This is a genomic window from Shewanella pneumatophori, assembly GCF_023283895.1.
GTDB classification, from domain to species: Bacteria; Pseudomonadota; Gammaproteobacteria; order Enterobacterales; family Shewanellaceae; genus Shewanella; species Shewanella pneumatophori.
In genome coordinates this window covers 203,394-224,363 of sequence record NZ_JAKILB010000001.1, presented here as the reverse complement: position 1 = coordinate 224,363, position 20,970 = coordinate 203,394, and the positions used below count along the sequence as shown (strand labels likewise).

At 41.1% G+C, this 20,970-nt stretch carries 12 protein-coding genes; 1 reads left to right on the top strand and 11 read right to left on the bottom strand.

Annotation, left to right across the window (positions count from 1 at the left end; genetic code table 11):
- Nucleotide 1: 1 nt before the first annotated feature.
- Both L2740_RS00985 and rlmKL read right to left on the bottom strand, forming a co-directional pair.
- Nucleotides 2-238 (bottom strand): glutaredoxin family protein, encoded by a 237-nt coding sequence (locus tag L2740_RS00985; RefSeq protein ID WP_248948091.1) that lies wholly within the window; start codon nt 236-238, stop codon nt 2-4.
- Nucleotides 228-2,363 (bottom strand): bifunctional 23S rRNA (guanine(2069)-N(7))-methyltransferase RlmK/23S rRNA (guanine(2445)-N(2))-methyltransferase RlmL, encoded by a 2,136-nt coding sequence (rlmKL, locus tag L2740_RS00980; RefSeq protein ID WP_248948090.1) that lies wholly within the window; start codon nt 2,361-2,363, stop codon nt 228-230. The genes L2740_RS00985 and rlmKL overlap by 11 nt, the downstream gene beginning before the upstream one ends.
- A gap of 698 nt (nt 2,364-3,061) precedes the next feature.
- On the opposite strand from rlmKL, the gene L2740_RS00975 reads away from it, so the two are divergent.
- Nucleotides 3,062-3,667 carry a peptidylprolyl isomerase gene (locus tag L2740_RS00975; RefSeq protein WP_248948089.1) on the top strand — a complete coding sequence of 202 codons (606 nt, stop codon included), beginning with the start codon at nt 3,062-3,064 and terminating at the stop codon, nt 3,665-3,667.
- 314 nt (nt 3,668-3,981) lie between these two features.
- On the opposite strand, the gene L2740_RS00970 is transcribed toward L2740_RS00975, so the two are convergent.
- The 9 genes from L2740_RS00970 to pepN all read right to left on the bottom strand — a co-directional run bounded on the left by L2740_RS00970 (nt 3,982) and on the right by pepN (nt 20,922).
- A complete protein-coding gene (locus L2740_RS00970) occupies nt 3,982-4,518 on the bottom strand; it encodes a cell division protein ZapC (protein ID WP_248948087.1) in 537 nt (178 codons plus the stop codon).
- Between the two features lie 174 nt (nt 4,519-4,692).
- Nucleotides 4,693-5,712 (bottom strand): quinone-dependent dihydroorotate dehydrogenase, encoded by a 1,020-nt coding sequence (gene pyrD, locus L2740_RS00965; protein ID WP_248948086.1) that lies wholly within the window; start codon nt 5,710-5,712, stop codon nt 4,693-4,695.
- Between the two features lie 59 nt (nt 5,713-5,771).
- The gene (locus L2740_RS00960; protein ID WP_248948085.1) at nt 5,772-10,616 is read right to left on the bottom strand and encodes an NAD-glutamate dehydrogenase; all 4,845 of its coding nucleotides are present in this window, start codon (nt 10,614-10,616) and stop codon (nt 5,772-5,774) included.
- A gap of 261 nt (nt 10,617-10,877) precedes the next feature.
- Nucleotides 10,878-13,178, bottom strand: a complete 2,301-nt coding sequence (locus L2740_RS00955) for an efflux RND transporter permease subunit (RefSeq protein WP_248948084.1) — start codon at nt 13,176-13,178, stop codon at nt 10,878-10,880.
- A 12-nt stretch (nt 13,179-13,190) separates the two neighbouring features.
- The gene (locus L2740_RS00950) at nt 13,191-14,207 is read right to left on the bottom strand and encodes a WD40/YVTN/BNR-like repeat-containing protein (protein WP_248948083.1); all 1,017 of its coding nucleotides are present in this window, start codon (nt 14,205-14,207) and stop codon (nt 13,191-13,193) included.
- 54 nt (nt 14,208-14,261) lie between these two features.
- Nucleotides 14,262-15,626: a DUF1329 domain-containing protein gene (locus L2740_RS00945; RefSeq protein WP_248948082.1), complete on the bottom strand. Its 1,365-nt coding sequence runs from the start codon at nt 15,624-15,626 to the stop codon at nt 14,262-14,264.
- Nucleotides 15,627-15,645: 19 nt separating this feature from the next.
- Nucleotides 15,646-17,694, bottom strand: a complete 2,049-nt coding sequence (locus tag L2740_RS00940) for a DUF1302 domain-containing protein (protein ID WP_248948080.1) — start codon at nt 17,692-17,694, stop codon at nt 15,646-15,648.
- A 316-nt stretch (nt 17,695-18,010) separates the two neighbouring features.
- Nucleotides 18,011-18,241, bottom strand: coding sequence for a DUF2835 domain-containing protein (locus L2740_RS00935; RefSeq protein WP_248948079.1), 231 nt, complete (start codon nt 18,239-18,241; stop codon nt 18,011-18,013).
- Between the two features lie 119 nt (nt 18,242-18,360).
- Nucleotides 18,361-20,922, bottom strand: a complete 2,562-nt coding sequence (gene pepN, locus L2740_RS00930; RefSeq protein WP_248948078.1) for an aminopeptidase N — start codon at nt 20,920-20,922, stop codon at nt 18,361-18,363.
- Between the last annotated feature and the right edge of the window lie 48 nt (nt 20,923-20,970).

Sequence of the window (20,970 nt, the reverse complement as noted above, 5' to 3'; positions counted from 1 at the left end):
CTTACGCTCCTAAAAATTCTGCTAGTGCTTCGAGATCAAATGGCCAATTTAGTTCAGTTTGGGTTTCGACTAATTTGACAACAGGAATACGAATACCGTATTGCTCTGCAAGAGATTGATCATCACAAATATCTATCATGCTATATGGCACGTTTGCTTGATTGAGCAAATCCGCTGCCAACTCACACAGATGACAAGCATCTGTGTGATACAAAATAACTGACAAGTTACTTGGCATGTGTAATTAGCCAAGTGTTATGGATGTGGGGATTACGTTTATAATCAAGCGGTAAAGTTTGGTTGTCGATATTCTTTACAGACATACCTTTAGCTTCAAGATCAGCTATTTCCATTTTAAATTTGCGCTTATTATTTGAGAAAATAATCTCTCCACCTGGATTTAATAGCTTAAAGATGTCTCCAAGCATATCCACGTGATCACGCTGTACATCAAAAGAATCTTCCATTCTTTTTGAGTTTGAGAAGGTTGGCGGATCGATAAAAATCAGGTCAAACCTGTCGTGAGTACGTTTAATCCACTGTAAACAGTTCGCTTGAACAAATTGATATTTATCGCTATTTAAACCATTTAATGCAAAGTTCTCTTTCGCCCAGTCTATATAGGTATTTGACATATCAACTGTCGTAACAGATGTCGCGCCGCCTAATGCTGCGTGCACAGAAGCTGAACCCGTATAAGAGAATAAGTTACATACACTGCGGCCTTTTGACTTCTCGCCAACTAACTTACGCGTTAAGCGATGATCTAAGAATAAACCTGTATCAAGGTATTCTTTTAGATTTAACTTAAATTTAGCGCCATATTCGGTAGTGATTAACTCAAGCTTACTTGCAGCTAACTTCTCATATTGATTCGTGCCTTTTTTACGCTCACGAGTCTTTAAAATAATATGGTTCGGATCAATACCAATGGCACTTGGCAGTGAAATTAGCACATCAGTTAAGCGGCGCTTAGTCACTGCTTCAGGGATTTGTGCAGGCGCTGAGTATTCTTGGATCACAACGTAATCAAGATACTTATCAACAGCTACATTATATTCTGGTAAATCGGCATCATACAGGCGATAACTATCTACGCCCTCTTTCTTTGCCCATTTTTCTAACTGCTTAAAGTTCTTCTTAATACGGTTAGCAAACGGCACAGCGATATCACTAACATCACCTTCAACTTTGATATTCGCGGGGTCGATTCGACGGGTATTTTCAGCATGAACAGTATAAAGGTTAAACGCACATTCAAGCGCACCGTTATTCATCTTCATCTGTTTATCAGCTTTAAGCTTTAATGCAGATAATAGCTCAATATCACTATTAAGAATTGCTATGCTCCAACCGCCAAACTCAGCTTTAAACTTATCGCCTAACTGATAGTACAATTGCAGTAATGAAGTAACGTTACCCAAACGCTCACCATAAGGTGGGTTTGAAATTAAGAAACCAGCAGTTTCTGGTACTTCAATGTTAAGTGCATTACAAACACTGAAGTCAATAAGATCCAAAACACCGGCATTTTCTGCATTGCGCTTAGCAAGTGCTACTAAGCGAGAATCGATATCAGAGCCATAAAACTTAAGCTCACAACGTGTCTTACCAATTGAAGCACGCGCTTGCGCTTCGTTTAATAGTTCTTGCCACACTTTTTTGTTATGCGGTAACCAATGTTCAAAGCCAAAACGCTCACGGTGAATACCAGGCGCCATATCACATGCAATCATGGCAGCTTCAATTAATATCGTGCCACTACCACAGAATGGATCAAGCAGATCAGACGGTGCACTCTGCCAACCACTGCGTACTAACATATTCGCAGCTAAGTTTTCTTTTAGTGGCGCCTCACCCGTTGTAGAGCGATAGCCACGTTTGTGTAACGCTGGGCCAGAAAAGTTAAAACCAATTGTGATTTCGCCACGTCTAAAGTGCGCGTCAATTCTGAAATCGGCATCAACACGTTCTACATTTGGACGACTAAAATCATCATCGCGGAAACGGTCAACAATAGCATCTTTAATTTTCAGCGCGCCAAACTGAGTGTTCTTAATAAAGCCACCCAAGCCGTGAAAATCAATGCTAAAAGTACTGCGATTTGAAAACTGCATTTGCCAGTCAATACCATAAGCCGCATTGTAAAGCTGCTCCGGAGATTCACATGGGCCTTTATAAATAACGTAAATAATTCTGCTGGCAAGTCTTGACCAAAGGGTAATACGATATCCCAGCTCTAAAGGCGCGGTGAAATATACACCAGCAACACTTTCTTTAATGTCAGTAGCGCCAAGCTCGGCGAGTTCAAGTGATAACGCGTATTCATAGCCCCGAGGAGCAGCAGCAAAAAAATTTAACATTGTTTAGTCGACACACAGTAAAAATTAGTTCGGTATTATACCTGTTAGCGGGCTTAAATGATAAAAGTTATTGGCCAAAGCAACATTAAATCTGTGGAACTGCAAATAAAACGCTAATTGAATCACTATCGCAGTATTATCAAGCGCACTTTTAGTAAAAATCTATTATTGATTACACAACGTTAGTAATGCGCCGATCCCATAGTTTACTCGCCTGGCAGGCTATTCTATCTAGCCACTGCAACCCAACTCCCGATACTCATTTTGCATTATCTGTCTTTAACATCAGCCTTCAACAAAAGCGCAGTGCATCCCTATACATATCAATAAGATAAACCTCTTTAACCAAAATGGCATATCTGGCTATTACCACCGCTTTCATCTACATGTTTCTCTATGTTTACCGGTCAATTGCAGCGAATCCCTACGCATGTAAATCAAGATAAAAGGCTATTCACTCCGATAAAATAAGCTAATAACCTGATAAACAATAGTAAACAGCCACATCCCGCCAATAATATCAAACAACACAGCACCAACAATTTCATTACGTGCCACTTACTTAAAATGCGACACTTTGTATCGATTTTATCTATAGCATTGATCTAATGGCTTAAATCAATAAACTCAACTTCACACAAAAATAACAACGCAAAACACTTATGCAACAAAGCATGACTGTATGAAGTGAGAATAAAATGAATAAACTCCTACCCGCTTTTCTTTGTCTAGGTTTAGCTGCATGTGGCGGCAGTGATAGCGACAGTGCAGATATTACTCCCCCTAAAGAAATACCCGACTTACAAGCCGATGCTTGTTATTCAATGGCAACCAATATGGGTGAAATTACCTTGGCAATAGATTTAACCAACATGCCAATTACAGGTAAAAACTTCAAAGGTTACGTCGATGATGGCTTTTATGGCGGTACGCTATTTCATCGTGTAGCCCACAATTTTGTAATTCAAGGTGGCGGATTTACAACCGGTATGGTTGCTAAACCCGGCAATGATCCGATTGTTATTGAAGCTGATGTTGGGATCAGTAACGAGCGCGGTACAATTGCAATGGCACGCACAAGTAACCCTAATTCGGCAACATCACAATTCTTTATCAATGTGTTAGATAATCCACAGCTAGATGCGTCAAGTTCAAGCTATGGCTACGCCGTATTTGGAAAAGTCGTCGAAGGGATCGAGATTGTCGACCAAATCAATATTGTGGATACTGTTGACGGTAGTGAAGTTCCAGTAAACGAAGTTGTCATTAACTCGGTGACTGAAGCAAGTTGTCCTGCGGTCTAAAAAGAGTTGATAGAGAGGTGTTGACTGTAACCTTAAGCAACACCTCATCATTAAATAATCAAGCTCAATTCACAGTTAATAAAAATAGGTAAAGCTAAAATAGCAGTTCAATTTAGCACTATAACCGAGCAAATATCCTTTAAATACAGACTTGGTATTTAGTAGAAGTAAATTTAGCTAAAAGATAAGCATCGAATAAAGAAAACGAGATAATTGGCTTAATTAGGGGAATAGTAATACAAACGCCAGCTTCATAAATAAAAGCTCAACGAAAGTAGCATCATTTTGCTGACAATTAAGAATAAGGGTAAATCTTAAGCTGCGTTAACTTGTCTAGTACCGACAGGTAAAGGCCCTAACCTATCGTTCATAACTTTAATCGTCTCAAATTGCGTTAGCGATTTAACATCCGTTAATCGGCATTCTGCAGACATAATCATCATTAAGGATGCTTGCAGGCCCGACTCGATTACAAGAGCAAGTACCGAATGTTCGTTGGTTGTCAGTTGTAATAACTTACCGACTTCGCTATAAACGCATTGATGAGAAACCTTAAAAAACCAAGATTTTGGCATTTGAGGTTTTAATAGAAAATGTGCAGCCGTTGCATTAAGAGCAATCTGTACAATCAGCGCATCATTTAAAGAAAGTGACTTTGATAAACGGTCAACCAAATCAATATAAAACTTAGCATGTTCAACACTAAATTCTAATGGCTGTTTGGCATCTGGTATTAGGGTCTTTAATCCATAAGGCGACAAAAACTCCATATCGTCCCCTAACGAAACACTTAATACTGCATGTTTCTCATTATATCCCCATTGCCAATCCCTTTTTGGCATTAATAACATAACGTTTACCTTTATTTTAATATAATCGGATAATAGATGATTATTTCATCAATATCAAAATAAATTTAAATTCTATATTTATGATCGTTAATAAATAAAAACGATCATTAAGATCCAAATTAAGATCTAAATGATCGTTTTCCGATCTAATAATTATTATTCGATCTACATTAATTATTTAATACGGTATGCTTCAACAATATCTTTAATTAATTTCGGACCTTGATAAATAAAACCAGTATAAATTTGTACCATTTCAGCGCCAGCATCTAACTTATCAAGTGCATCTTCAGCAGCGTTAATTCCGCCCACACCAATAATAGGTAATTTACCTTGTAAGCAATCAGCTAACTGCTTAATAACAACTGTTGATAATGAATTCAGTGGCTTACCACTTAGGCCACCAGCTTCGTTAGCGTTTAGTAATCCACTTACGCCATCACGAGTTAAGGTTGTATTGGTTGCAATCGCTGCATCAAACTCACTTTTGATTAATGCCTGAGCAATCTTTTCAATCTCTTCGCTTGATAAGTCCGGTGCAATTTTTAATGCAATAGGTACATACTTACCGTGCTTTTCTGCAAGTTCTTTTTGTTTTGCTTTTAGTGATCCAAGAAGATCATCTAAAAGATCGCCATATTGCAGTGTACGTAAACCAGGAGTATTTGGTGAGGAAATATTGACTGCGATATAAGCAGCATACTGATAAACTTTATCCATACAGATCAAGTAATCTTCTTTACCTTGCTCTACCGGTGTATCTTTGTTCTTACCAATGTTAACACCAACCATAGCATTTGATTTAACTGCTTTTAGGTTTTCAACTAGGTTATCAACACCTTTGTTGTTAAAACCCATGCGGTTAATAATCGCTTTAGCTGGCTTTAATCTAAAACAACGTGGTTGATCATTACCTGGTTGTGGACGTGGCGTTACCGTTCCCACTTCAATATGACCAAAACCCATAGCATGGAATGCATCGATACATTCACCGTCTTTATCCATGCCCGCAGCTAAACCCACAGGATTAGGAAAAGTCAGTCCCATCATAGTAACAGGGGCTGGCTTAATATTTTGCGCATAAAAGCAATTTAGAGGCGAATTACCAGTAGACTTTAAACTGCCCATAGCAAAATTATGCGCTAGTTCTGGATCCATCTGAAACATGAACTTTTGTGCGATTTTATAAAACATGTTTTCTCCTAGACCGAAAAAAGCCCCGGCATTTGCCAGGGCTTCTGATTTAAATCAGATTACTTCTGCCCTTCACAATGAAGGATCAAAAGATTAAGTTCACGTAAGGCTACAGAGAACTTTGCAAACTCGTGGCTTTGCGAAGTCTTGAAGTCAGATAGCATGTGGAACCAACGTTCCAACAAGCTTTGATTTGACTCAATCCACTCTGAGATGATCTTATTAGCATCACAGCTTTCAGTGCAAGTTCTTAATACAACAGAACTTAGTGACCGCTGCTGCCAATCAAGCTCTTCTCTAAAGGCTGCTCTTGCGAGTGCTTGCCAATGGTTAGTTACCGGTTGCGCGCTAATTTGTTCTAGGAACCAGTGTAAGTCTACACTCGCGCCTAGCTTAAAGTAGGTTTCGGCAACTAATGGAACTGGCTTGCTCTCAGATTCACAAATTTGAGCAATATCTAATGCTGAGAACAGAGTGCTAACGTTCGCTACAACCATAGCCACGTCTTCAGGTACACCCTCTTTTATCAATGCGTTCGACTCAGCTCGAATACCTTCGACCTCTTCACTCACCATGTACTGATGAACACTTTGTTTCAATTCATCAAATACAGGCTTGAAGAAGGCAATAGTTTGCTCGATATTCAAGTTGCGATTGCGATGACGTAGGAACCATCGGCTCGCGCGTCGAATGTTGCGACGTAATTGATGCAACATTTCACATTGTACTACAGCTGGTATTACGCCATTCAAATCTGTTATAGATTTAGTTAAATCAGCTAAACCAAATACTTCGCGAGCCATAGTATAACAAATTGCAGCTTCCGCTACTGAGGCACCTGTCTCATCTTGCATACGTTGCACGAAATTAAGTCCCATATCATTGACTAATTCATTAGCCAAAGATGTAGCAATAATTTCACCTCTTAGAGGATGCTGTGCCATATTTGCAGCGTACTTTTCTTGCAATTGCTTAGGGAAGTACTCAACAAGCAACTGACTCAAAAAGCTATCTTCTGTAATTTCAGAAGTCACAAGCTGCTCTTTCAAGATCATTTTTGCGTAAGCAACCAACACTGAAAGCTCAGGACGAGTTAACGACTTACCATTAACTAAACGATCTGCCAATTCATCTTCATTTGGCAAGAACTCAAGCGCTCGGTCCAATTTACCTTCTTTTTCAAGATAATGGATAAAGCGGATCTGTTCTTTAAGCTGCTCGGCGCCACGAACCTGAGTAATCGAGATTGAGCGAGTTTGATCTTTACAATCTTGCAGTACAATACGACTCACTTCATCAGTCATATCTTCAAGCAAACGGTTACGCTGTTTAACCGTCATCTCACCGTCGGCGACTAAAGCGTTTAATAAGATCTTGATGTTAACTTCGTTATCAGAGCAATCTACGCCACCAACGTTGTCAACGAAATCAGTATTCATACGGCCGCCGTTAGCGCAGTATTCAATACGACCTAACTGAGTACAACCTAAGTTACCACCTTCGCCAATAATCTTGGCTTGAACTTCGTTACCGTTTACACGAATAGCATCGTTAGCACGGTCACCCACTTCTGCATGAGACTCGGTGTTCGCTTTAACATAAGTACCAATACCACCGTTCCAGATCAGATCTACTTGCATTTTAAGTAGCTCTTTTAGGAGTTCTAACGGTGTCATTGACGCTTTTTGGCTACCTAGCATCTTCTTCATTTCAGCAGACAATGGAATAGACTTAGCTGAACGCAAGAATATGCCACCACCTTTCGAAATAAGCTCTTTATTGTAATCTTCCCAACTTGAACGTGGCAGTGCAAATAAACGCTCACGCTCTACATAACTAGTCGCAGCGTCAGGATTCGGGTCAATAAAGATATGCATATGGTTAAAGGCTGCGACTAAGCGCGTGTGCTTTGAAAGCAACATACCATTACCAAATACGTCACCGGCCATATCGCCAATAGCTAAACAAGTAAAATCGGTAGTTTGGCAGTTTACGCCCATTTCACGGAAGTGACGTTTAACAGATTCCCATGCACCACGGGCTGTAATACCCATTTTCTTATGGTCATAACCGTTACTACCGCCAGATGCAAACGCATCACCTAGCCAGAAGTTATACTCAATAGCAATTTCGTTAGCGATATCAGAGAATGTTGCGGTGCCTTTATCTGCTGCTACAACTAAGTACGGGTCGTCTTCATCGTGACGAACAACATTTTCAGGCGGTACAACATCACCATTAATAATGTTGTCACTGATATCAAGTAAACCACGAATAAATAAGCGATAACATTCTTGGCCTTCAGCGAAAAATGCTTCTCGGTTGCCATCGGTAGGAAGCTGCTTACAAACAAAGCCACCTTTAGCGCCCACAGGAACAATTACTGTATTTTTTACTTGCTGTGCTTTTACAAGACCAAGCACTTCGGTACGGAAGTCTTCACGGCGATCAGACCAACGCAAACCACCACGAGCCACTTTACCACCACGAAGGTGCACACCTTCAACCCGAGGTGAATAAACAAAGATTTCATACTTTGGTAGTGGCTTCGGCATCTCTGGGATCAAGTTTGGTTCAAACTTGAACGAGATATATGACTTAGGTAAACCAGACTCTAAAACTTGATAGAAGTTAGTTCGGCTAGTTGCATTAATTAGGTCAAGGTAACGACGAATAATGCGGTCATCATCAAGGCTTGATACATCTTCTAAGCGCAGATCAATTTGCTCAATAAACTTGTTCAATGTACGCGTTTTCAACTTAGGGTTGAATTTACGGATATACATTTTAACAAGTAGATCAGCAATTTGTGGATAGCTTGAGAAAGTTTCCTCAATATACGCTTGGCTAAATGTTGAGTCGATTTGACGCATATATTTAGCATAAGCACGCAGTACCGATACTTCGCGACCAGTTAAGCCCGTAGCCAGTACCAAACGGTTAAAGCCATCATCTTCAAGTTCTTTTTTCCACACTTGAGATAGTGCAGTTTGGAAACGCTCTTGGCTATCGGCAAGATCATCTGTGGCAACATTTTGAGTTGTCATCAAGAAATCTAAAATCCAATACGTCGCGCCGTCTACCGTCTTAACTTCATAAGGTCTTTCGTTAATTACGCGAAGACCGAAGTTTTCCAGCATAGGTAACACGTCTGAAAGATGGATAGGCTCATCTTTATGGAACAGCTTTAAGCGAACTTTATTATCATTTAACGCCGTTTCTTGCGGCTGATAAAAGAGCATTCCCAGCTTATGATCATCATCCAGTTCTTCAAGGTGCTGAATATCAACAACTGATGAGCTTGGTAATACATCTTCTTTATAACTACGCGGGAAAGCATCAACGTAACGCTTAATTAAGCTGTTACCCAACTCTTCACCTTGAGCACTGATCACCGCGCTTGCGAGTTTGTCTTCCCATGAGCGGGCTGCTTCAGTCAAATTATTCTCAATCGCTGCCACATCGACATCCATATTATTATTGTCAACTTTGATAATGTAATGGGTACGCGCCAAAGTTGATTCTGAGAAATAAGTGGTAAACTCAACGTCTTCGCTGCTACCAAAGTGTTGCGCTAAAATTCGTTGCGTGTCTTCACGTAACTTAGTGTTGTAGCGATCTTTCGATACATAAACTAAGCATGAGAAGAAACGACCAAAACCATCTTTACGAACAAACAGTTTTAGTTTATCGCGGTCTTGCATCTCAAGTACGCCGTGCGCAATTGAGGCAAGCTGCTCAACACTTGCTTGGATAAGCTCATCACGTGGCAAGGTTTCTAGAATGTGCATTAACGCTTTGTAATCATGAGAGCGTGGTGCTAGACCTGAATTGTCTAATACTCTTTGCACTTTTTGCGCTAATAATGGGATTTCGCGTGGGCTGCGGTTGTAAAGGTTTGATGCATAAAGACCGATAAATCGATCTTCACCAATCACATTACCTTGCTCGTCAAAGCGTTTTACACCGATATAATCTACATATGCAGGACGGTGAACACGGCTTTTTTCGCTGCTCTTGGTCAATACTAACAAGCTAGTATCAAGTGCTTCTTTGCGGGCACTTTCTGAAAAGTTAGACAGCAATAACCCGGTTTCTGTTTTTGCTTTTGCTGACTTGGTCATTAAGCCCAAGCTGGTTGACTTATCAGCAACGAGCTCTAGATCACCTTCGACTTTATGCAAGTCATAACGGCGGTAGCCTAGTAAGGTAAGGTGATGGTCATTAAGGTAGGAAAGGAAGTTCTTAGCTTCGCTTAGCTCTTCTTTAGTACCTGGATAAGGACGGTTTTCAAGCTCTGCGATAGTTTCACCAAGCTTGAGCGACATTGCTTCCCAGTCATTTACTGCAGCTGCAACATCGGCAATGACTGATTCAATTTCTTTGGTAAGGGTTTTGATATCTGCATCGCTGCTTTGTCTGTCAATTTCAATCAAGAAAACTGCAACTTTAGTGGCATTGCATTGCTCATCTGAGCTGTAACTAACATGAGTTACTGCACCATTTTCGCGTTCAATCGCCATAGGCGTGTGCAGCATCATGTGTGCAGTAATGCCAAGGCGGTTAAGCGCCATGCCGACAGAGTCGACTAAAAATGGCATATCCGGTTGAATAATTTCAATAATTGAATGGCTTGACTGCCAGCCATGCTTAGACTGACTTGGATTAAACACTTTAATGTGACCTTCCCCGACGGAGGTCTTATTAAGTGCATTCCACTGGCTTAACACCGCACCGTAGAGATCGCTATCATTGCGCGCATTGAGGTCGTCTTTCGACATGTGCGCATAAAGGCAAGTTGCGAATTGTTCTACTTGTTTTGCTTGTGAATTGGGTACTTTAGCGTGAATTAGGTTGACTACATTTTCGAGCAGTACTGAAGGCATTGCATCTTTCAAGGCCATGTTGCTATTTCCTTAGGGGCTATGGCAGCGCTTTTTAATTTTTATGGATGCTTCGTAAACCGACCTGAGCCTATTTCTGTGACCTAGGTCATAAGCCGCAGTCTATTACTAAATTCGCAACATTTCGAGAACTATTTTAGTGGTACATCCTCATTGTGGCGGCCTTTTAAACGATTTATTTTGCAAAGTTGCGAGAACAATCGCCAATTACGTGTTTTTATGCATAAAAAAAGAGGAGCCTAAGCTCCTCTTGTTCCTATTCTACTTGGGCTGCCGCCAAAACACCGCTGCTATTGCAGGGAGGATAATTATTGCTCCCAACATATTTACCAAAAACATAAATGTTAGCAATATTCCCATATCCATTTGGAATTTTAGTGCAGAGAAGAACCAAGTACTCACACCAATCGCCAATGTCAGTCCGGTAAAGATCACCGCGCTGCCACGCTCCACAAGCGCTTCATAATATGCTTGTTGAACCGGCATTCCATCACGAAGACGAACCGCCATAGTTGATAAGATATAGATACCATAATCAACACCAATACCCACACCCAAAGCAATAACCGGTAACGTACTCACCGCAAGGCCAATATCCAACTGCGTCATTAATGCTTGCGCTAAAGTTGAAACAACATACAGAGGTAGAATTACTGCGATAGTTGCTCGTAATGAACGAAAACTTATCAGACATAAAATAAATACCGCACCATATACATAAAGCATCATGGGCAGCTGGGCTTCAGCTACTGCTTCATTCGTTGCGGCCATTACGCCTACAGGGCCTGAAGCTAACTTAAACTGGATCTTATCTGTATCCATCTTAAGCTTTAGCTCATTCACTTTATCAATCACTAACTCGATAGTTTCAGCTTTATGATCTTCAAGGAACAAGTAAACAGGCATCACCGAACAATCACTATTCAATAGTCCCGAAGTTGTTGGTACTCGCCCTACAGCTTGCACTAAACTTGCGGTGGTTCTCGGTAGCACACTCCATTTAGGGTTGCCCTCGTTAAAGCCCGCATTTACTCGTTTAGCAACCGAGGCCAAACTTGCTGTTGATTCAACACCCGGAGTGTTGCTTACTAGCCATTCAAACTCGTCTATTTCAGTGAGTACTGAGTGATAGGTACAAGCCTCTGGGAATGCTTCAACAATTACCGTCATAACATCTGTGGTGATTGAAAACTTATCGGTAATAAAGAAAGTATCTTGGTTATAGCGAGAGTCAAGATGGAGCGCTGGCGCCCCGCCCTGCAGATCACCAATCTTCATCTTGTTAGCTTGCTGCAGACCTACGCCATAAAGCACAGCAGTGATCACTAATACCCAAACGGCATATTTAAGGGTGGCAAACTTAGATAATTTTAGCCAAATAGGATTAACTTGTGGCTGCTCAGTACTATTTGCAGATACCGAGGTGTATGAGATAAGCAGCGGCAGTAGCATTAAGTTAGTTAAAATAATCACCGCTACACCTAAAGATGCAGAAATCGCTAACTCTCGGATAATGCCAATATCAATTGCCAGCAGGGTCATGAAACCAATAGTGTCTGACAACAATGCCACACCACCTGGGATCAACAAGCTTCTAAAGGCTAACGCTGCTGCGGCTTTGGTTGTTTGTCCATCAGTAACTCTGCGCTTTACCGCATTAATCATCTGTACGCTATGACTAACACCAATAGCAAACACTAAAAATGGAATAAGTATGGACATGGGATCTAAGCCAAATCCAACTACAGTAAGTAAGCCAAGCTGCCAGATCACCGCGACTAAACTACATACCAACGGTAAAATAGTCAGCGCTACAGATTTTGAGAAAAAGAACACCATTACCGCGGTAACAAGAATCGCGATAAGGAAGAACAGCAGTACGCCTTTTGCGCCGTCAGCAACGTCACCGGCCATTTTAGCAAAACCGATAATATGAATTGTTATTTCATCTGTTTCATATTGCTCACGCAACTCTTTTTCAAGTTGAGCTGCAAAGGCCAAGGTATCGAGGGCTTCACCTGTTTGTGGGTCAAAGTCCATTAACTGCGCGCTAACCATTGCCGCAGAATAGTCTTCAGCAATTAGGCGACCGACAATACCTGCTTTTTCGATATTGCCACGAACAACTTTTAAGCCATATTCGGTCGTTGAAAAATCGGCGGGGATCACTGGCCCGCCAGCAAAACCATCTTCAACCACCTCAGTAAAACGCGTTGACGGTGAAAATAGCGATTTAACCTGAGCGCGGTCGACTCCAGGGATAAAAAATAACTGATCATGCACATTTTTAAGTGCATCGAAGAAGTTTGGGTTAAAAATATCGCCACTAGTATCTTCAACCGCAACCATAATGCTATTTGCACCACCAAACTGTTTTTGGTGCTTTAAATAAGTTTGCATATAGCTATGGTTCAGCGGAATGTTTTTAACAAAGGCCGCGTCCATCTTTAGGTTGCTTGCTTGTAATCCTAAAAATATCGTGGCAATCGCAAATAAAAGAATGACAAATGCTCTATGACGAAATAGATAAGATTCGAATCCATTAACTAATTTATCTAACATAGTAAGGCCCTATTATTTTTGTTCTAATTTGATGAGACCTTTATTACCCGCGACCCAAAGATGTCCTTCTGAGTCTTCGGCAATAGCAACTAAGTTTTCACCTTGTCGCTGCTCGACTAACTGACTTTCTCCAGCAGTTGTAATATCGATTATCACCCCTGCATTACCTACAACACGCAGTGTCCCTTCGCCTAAACGTAAACCCGCATTGATTGTTGAATCAACAGGCAAGTTAACCTTTGTCCAATTAACCAATTGCAGGTCGCTAATAAATACATTGCCGCGCAAGCCCATTACAAAAGCAGTATCATCAACAATAGAGGCATTAAACAAAGAACCTTCGTATATAAAATCTTGCTTTAACCAAGTAAGACCTTTATCGACAGAAGTCGCAACGAGGCCAAGTTCGCCAACCATCAGTAAAGTGTTATTTGTTGCAGGGATAATTCGATTAAAATGCGGTAGTAGTGTGCTACGTTCTGAAAGGTAAAGCGCTTCATCTTCGGCTTTTAGCTCTTCTAGATAAGCGACGTCTTCTTCAAATAGCAGTTCTTGATGGTACTCACTGCTCCAAGTGTTACCACCATCTAACGTTCGATAAAACAATCCATAAGCGCCAACAGCAACGCCTTCTTGCTCATTGAAAAACAAAACGTCCAAAAACGGTTTTTCAATTTCAGCCGATTGCATTTGCAGCTGCCATGAATGGCCACCGTCTTGCGTATGCAAAATCGTTGCGTCATGGCCAACAGCCCAACCTTTTAGAGGCGAAACAAAAAACGCTTTTGTTAACAGCACTTCAGTAGGAGTATTAACTTGTTGCCATGTTTTATCGAAAACAAACGCGTGTCCTCGCTCACCGACGGCAACCAAGGTTTGTTGATTCTTTGCGATATCTAAAATAAGAGAGTTTGCAGCAAGAGGTTGAATTTGTTGTTGTAAATTTTTCTCTTGAGCCAATACTGGAACGGTATGAAAAAGGCTTATAAAACTCAATATTGAGATAAATCGAAGCATGCTAAACGACATACAAACTTCCTTTAAATGTAGAGAGGGGCTTGCGCCCCTCTTAGAGCGGAGGGTTTAGCGGATACCTGCACGGCGCAGCGCTGCCGGTGTGAAGTTAGCTTCACTTAGCTTGGCATCAAAGTCATACATACGACCTTCATTATCTAAGCCCATGGCGATATAACGACGCGACTGTAAGTCATGGAATACTTCTAACGTACTCCACTGGGTTGGCACTTCGTAGTAGTTAAGACCATGAGCGATCGCAACGCGATAAAGTTCATCACGATTATCGTAAAGATCGGCTACCGATACCTGCCATGAATCTTCATCAATATAGAAAGTACGTGCCTTATAGATATGACGCATGCCCTCTTTTAATGTAGCCTTCACTACCCAAACACGATGCTTTTCATAACGCACGTATTCCGGGTTGATATGACCTGGGGTGATAATCTGATCATAATCAAGCTTGTCTGAATGCAACTTATAGTCGTTATATGGAATATAAAGCTCTTGCTTCCCCACTAGCTCCCAGTTGTAGCGTACCGGTGAGCCGTTAAACATATCGAAATCATCGGTTGTTCTTAGGCCATCAGACACTGTACCTGGCGTATCAAACGCAACGTTAGGCGCTTTACGTACTCGGCGCTGCCCTGTGTTATAAGTCCATGCTTGGCGAGGTAACTTTTCTTGATCCATAGTTTCTTTTACAAGCAGCGCAGTACCCGCTAGTCGCGCAGGTTGGGTTACAACTTGTTTAAAGAAAAACAGCGTATTGTCGTTAGACAATTTATCAAGAGTCATCTCAGGACGAGAGTACTGAAAACGAATTTCTTCAGCGGTTTCTACCAAGGTATAACTACCGCCCGCAGTTGGCGCCGCCTGACTACGAGAAGTTTTAATATCAACACCGCGGAATCGCAATACGTGATTCCAAATAACCTCTAAACCATTTTCGGGCATAGGGAAAGGGATACCAATCGAAGCGCCTTTAATACCATTACCGCCATCAATTAGCTCAGCTCGGGTAGCATTTTCTTTCGTTGCGTCGTAAACGAACTGTGGTACAGATGCAGAGCGTCGAGTCTGGTAAACATTCATCTTGAATGTTTCAGGATAAAGCTCAAATAATTTCACTTGCCCATCTGATAGATACTCTTTGTACTTATCTTTATTGGCATTGGTAATGGTAAATTCAATTTTATCATTTGGGAACGGATCCGGATGATGCATGCCTTTACTGTAACCGGCTACTGGTTTAGTAATACCACCATCCCAAGCTGGAATAGAACCATCAGCATTTCCTGCCTTTTCACCACCTAATGGCGTTAGCTCTGTACCTAATTTAGCAGCATCTGCTTCAGACACTTTTGCCATCGCTACTGGTGCGCTGATAGCAAACATCACTGCTACAGGCAATATCGCAAGTTTATTCATTGTTATTGTCCTTGTGATTTTAAATTGAATACTTAATGTTGAAAGAAACATAGTCTCTATCAGCCATTGTATTAGTTGTCCCTACTCCACCAAAGAAGGTGTTGTACGAAATATCAGCTCCCCAGCGGCTTTGGTAATCAAAGTTAATCCCAACCGCAACTGATTTCTTACCTTCTGTAAATAGGAACATTGGATCCGGCGTAATACCGTCAACGTCATGAGAGAAAATCACTCGTGGCGCAATATTCACCCCACCCCATACGTTGTTATAATCGGCTTTAGCAACTAATCGATAACCCCAAGCAAAGTCTGTTGGGAATGGATTTGTTTCTGGTCCGTTATGTAGAGCTTCGATAATACCTGGCATATCTGGATTACCGCCTGAGCGACCTGTTCCAGGACCATTTAAGCGCAGCTCATCATGGCTTGGCATATCGTGGATCCAAACACCACCGATTTCAGCCAGCATAGTCAAGTTATCGGTACCAAGAGTTGGACCAAATAAGTGAGTAAAGGTCGTTTGTGCTTGCGTAGTATCTAAACGAATAAAGCCTTCGGCATATTCGCCCGGACCATAATTCTCAACCTGAGAAATGCCATCAAGATCTGGACGTAGTCCAGCATTAGCAAGCTGCTGCGGCATTGCTGCGAATAGAAGTTCAACATCATCAATCTGCAGAGGCTCATCTAAACGGTGAGCAATTTCACCGGCAACCGATGTATCACCTAATAAAGTGTTAAAACTCACACCCATTAATTGAATATCTTCAGGGTATACAATTTGCGCTTTAGAAAACGTCTCCAAAGCGAGTAAATCTTCGCGAGTCATCGCTTCGCCGGACTGCGCTTTACCGCCTAGACGTTGTAAGTCTCGACCAATAGCTTCTTGAGTAAAGTTAGCTGTGGTACCGCTGATCAGCGGACGACGGCTATGATAGTTCATATAATATAAACCAAACTCAGTTTCGCCTAGCTCTGGTGAATAGTACCCTAACTTGACACCCCATTGGCCATCATCACTTGCTTCAGCAGGATCTTCCACTAGAGTAGCTTTTGTTGGATAGGCTAATGCGAGTGACGCTAAAGTTGCTGCATCTACTTGACCAGAACCCACCATACCAACAAGTGCATTGTATTCAGCCATAAGGAAATCTAAATTCATGTCAGGATTAGCGTTAAAGCCTAACTGAGCATTTTGGCTGTAACCGCCATAACCGGCAAAGTCATTGGTTGAGAAGAATGAACCCGGCGTTGGTACCCATACAGGCTCCCAGTCATACTGATAGAAACCTTCAACTGACAAGTTATCAGTCACACCGAAAGACGCCCAAACCATGCCTTGAGGTCTAAATGCTTCTTTTAGTTCTGCACCAGGAGCATTAAGAATATTTAAATCGACCGGGTTAATCACACCAATACCATGGGCAATAAGAGTACTTTCTCCCCAAGAGACAACTTGATTACCAACACGGATTGAAAGTGGATTAGCACCATCGTTAAAATCGAAGTCAGCATAAACAAACGCATCGAGTAAGCGAATATCTTTACACTGAACTTCAGATGCTTGGCTGTCAGCACAAGGATCGAACTCCTTGCCTGTTAATGGATCATTGAAACCAAAATCACCATCATTCATTTTTCTATCATAGAAATACATTCCACGGGCAAATAGACCGAAGTTTTGGTATTTCAATGATAACTCGTGTAAACCTTTAAAGATCTCTGAGGTGGTATCGCCTTGAGAGTAAAGTAAGTTACTCAAATCACCGTTACTTGAGTATGAGCCTGGTTGAGCCCAAATTTCTGCAGAGCTATATTTTGTATCACCAAAAGCAGAGTAACCAGACCAATCAAATCTCGGGTGATTTACCTTACCAATTTGATTATCCCAATCTCTCCCCTCAACGCGCCAACTTGCACCAGCAGTCCAAGTCGAGTCGAATGTTCCTTCTACATCACCCCAATTGAATGAAACTGCATTAGCCTGATTTGTCATACCAAATCCAAGCGCTGCAACTATCCCCAAAGCGAGCGTAGACTTATTAAAGCCGTTTTTAACCTTTTTCATTTAGCTTCTCTCCGTAACCTGCTGGATTCTTTTGTTATAGGAATTGATAACCAACATGCTGTTAGCGTACAGGTAACACCATTGTTACAGCATTTACACGAAGTGAGCAAGGACGAAACATAGAAAATATTTAAAAGATTTCGTCACTTAGAAAGAAATTCAAATAGCCTTTTTGAGAGTGTATTTAAATCAGCAACAGGTTAACTAGAAAAACAGAGGGGTTTTGACTTTATATGGTTTATTAACAGTAAGTTATATACAAGCGATAGTTTACTGACGCATTGTTTAAAGCAATCGTACGTTTGAAGTAATTACTCTAATTTTTTTCTAAGCTAATTAAATTTCCTTGTGCATCAATTGTCATACAAAAATATGCACGGATCCCGCTTGAAGTTAAAAAACGGCGAAAATGTTTGGCGTTTATCCATAGAGTTTGCCCTTTGACATCAACAACCTCGACCTTATTCACTTCACCGCGGTAATAAGGTAAGAATTCTTGGTAACTGATATTTAGGGGAAAATGAAACTGCTGATGACCTGATGACACGTACTTACTCTCTCGATTTTCAATAGCGATATAATAACGCGCCTCAATAATTTTCAGAAACCATTGAGGCGCGGTTACATTGAGTAATACTCAAATCTGAGTATTATCTCGCAAAAGTGTTAAGCCAAAGCTTTAGTTACTTTTTCATAAAGATCTTTTGAAAGATTTTCCACTTTCAAAATCCGATTTAACTGCTGAGTCATCAATTGTTGACGCTCAGAATCAAACTTTTTAAATTGGATCAGTGGCGTAATTATACGAGCTGCAACCTGTGGGTTCAGTGTGTTCAACTTTACGATCGCGTCAGCTAAAAACTCATATCCCAGACCATCTTTTCTATGGAATTCAAATGTATTAGCGGCTGCAAAAATCCCAATTAACGAGCGAACTCTGTTTGGATTATTGAAACTAAATGCCTGATGTTCAAATAACGCCTTAAGCGTAGCAATGCACAGAGTGTCATTTAAGGTTGCATGTAAAGCAAACCACTTATCCATCACTAATGGGGTTTTGAGCCACTTTTTCTCAAATTGGGACATCAGTTGATCACGGATAGCTGATGGCTCTGAGTTCAGCGCGGTTAACGCCGCTAAACTGTCTGTCATGTTAATCGCTTGAGCAAATTGCTTTTGCGCTAACTCTGCATGAGTATTATCAACTTTAACTAATAAATTTAAGCAGACATTCTTTAGTGAGCGTGCAGCAGCATCATCGATAGATGCTAACTCTCTAACAGTTGCAAGTAATTCATCTTCACAATTTTCAGCGATCTCAAGTACAACAAACTCCCTCGCCAATGCCAGATTATCGAGATCAACGGTACTCTTTTGCTCAATTAACGACCCAGCGCTAGGCATGGTTAAAATTTCCGCCATTAATGCTTTGTCTAAATCTTCAGCTAGAATAACGCCTTTAAAGGCATCGATAATTCTTGGGTCAATGAACATAGCTTGCTGTTGTTGTAAACGCTCAACATTTTGCCAAACTGACTGACTAAATAATGCAACTGAAGCTTCCCATTTCGCTACCTCGCTAGTTGCATACCGCATGATATGCACTAACTGAGCAACGGAATAATCGAAGTTAAGCTTTACTGGCGCTGAAAAGTCTTGTAGTAAAGAAGCGACCGGTTGCTGTTGGATATTTTCAAAACTAAATACTTGTTGCTCTTGAGTAAAGTCTAAAACCTTATTAACAATAGACTCGCCCGCTGGGTCAATTAGCTCAATATCGAACGGAATATGCAGCGGCAATTTAGCGGAGCCGTCTGGCGTAGCTGGAATTGATTGCGCCAAAGTCAGTGTATAGGTATTAGTTTCGCTATCAAATTGTTCTTTAATATCGACTTGTGGCGTCCCCGCCTGACTATACCAACGCCTAAACTGAGTTAAATCTACGCCACTGGCATCTTCCATCGCAGCGACAAAGTCATCACAGGTAACCGCTTGTCCATCATGTCGCTCAAAATAAAGCGCCATCCCCTTTTGAAAACTCGCCTCACCTAACAAGGTGTGCATCATTCTAATAACTTCAGCGCCTTTGTTATAAACAGTAACGGTATAGAAGTTATTCATCTCAATCACAGATTCTGGACGAATTGGATGAGCCATAGGACCTGAGTCTTCAGCAAACTGCTGGTTTTTCATTATCTTGATAGCATGAATACGGTTAACGGCACGAGAACCTAAATCAGAGCTAAACTCTTGATCTCTGAATACTGTTAACCCTTCTTTCAGGCTTAACTGAAACCAATCGCGGCAAGTAACGCGGTTTCCGGTCCAATTGTGGAAGTATTCGTGACCAACAACAGACTCGATACCATGATAATCATCATCCGTAGCAGAATCTTTATCAGCTAGAACAAACTTAGTATTGAAAACATTTAAGCCTTTGTTTTCCATTGCGCCCATGTTAAAAAAGTCGACGGCAACTATCATGTAAATATCTAAGTCATATTCAAGGTTGAAGCGACTTTCATCCCATGCCATTGATTTTTTTAACGATGCCATAGCATGATGCGCTTTATGCAAGTTACCTTTATCAACAAAAACCTGAAGCTTGATATCTCGCTTACTGCAAGTTGTGAAGCGGTCTTCAAGTAAATCAAAGTCGCCGGCCACTAATGCAAACAGGTATGCTGGTTTTGGAAAGGGATCATGCCATTGTGCAAAATGTAAACCATCACTCGTTTCACCACTTTCAACAAGGTTACCGTTACTTAATAAATACGGGAAAGCTTGTTTATCAGCAGTAATTCGTACCGTATAAATAGCGAGAACATCAGGGCGGTCAAGAAAATAGGTAATACGCCTAAAACCTTCAGCTTCACATTGAGTACAATAAGCACCATCAGACATATACAGCCCTTCCAGGCTAGTATTAGCCTCAGGGTCAAGTGATGAGCGGACCTGCAACTCAAATTCATTCAGTTTAGTTTCAATGACTAGCTCACCTGCTCGCTCTACATATTGTGCTGCTTCACCATTAATCAACACACTTTGTAATTGAATATCGTCACCAACTAAAATGAGTGGACTTTGATGAGAACCTTGACGGCGTACAGTACTCGTAGCAATGATTTCAGTTTGCTTACCTGCTAAGGAGAAGTCGAGATCGATATGGGTAATATGAAAATCTGGTGCTTGATAATCTTTAAGGAATTTAGCTTGTGGCTGGGACATGAACTACCCTCTTTATTTTTGAAAATAGAATAACGGCAATCGAAAGAA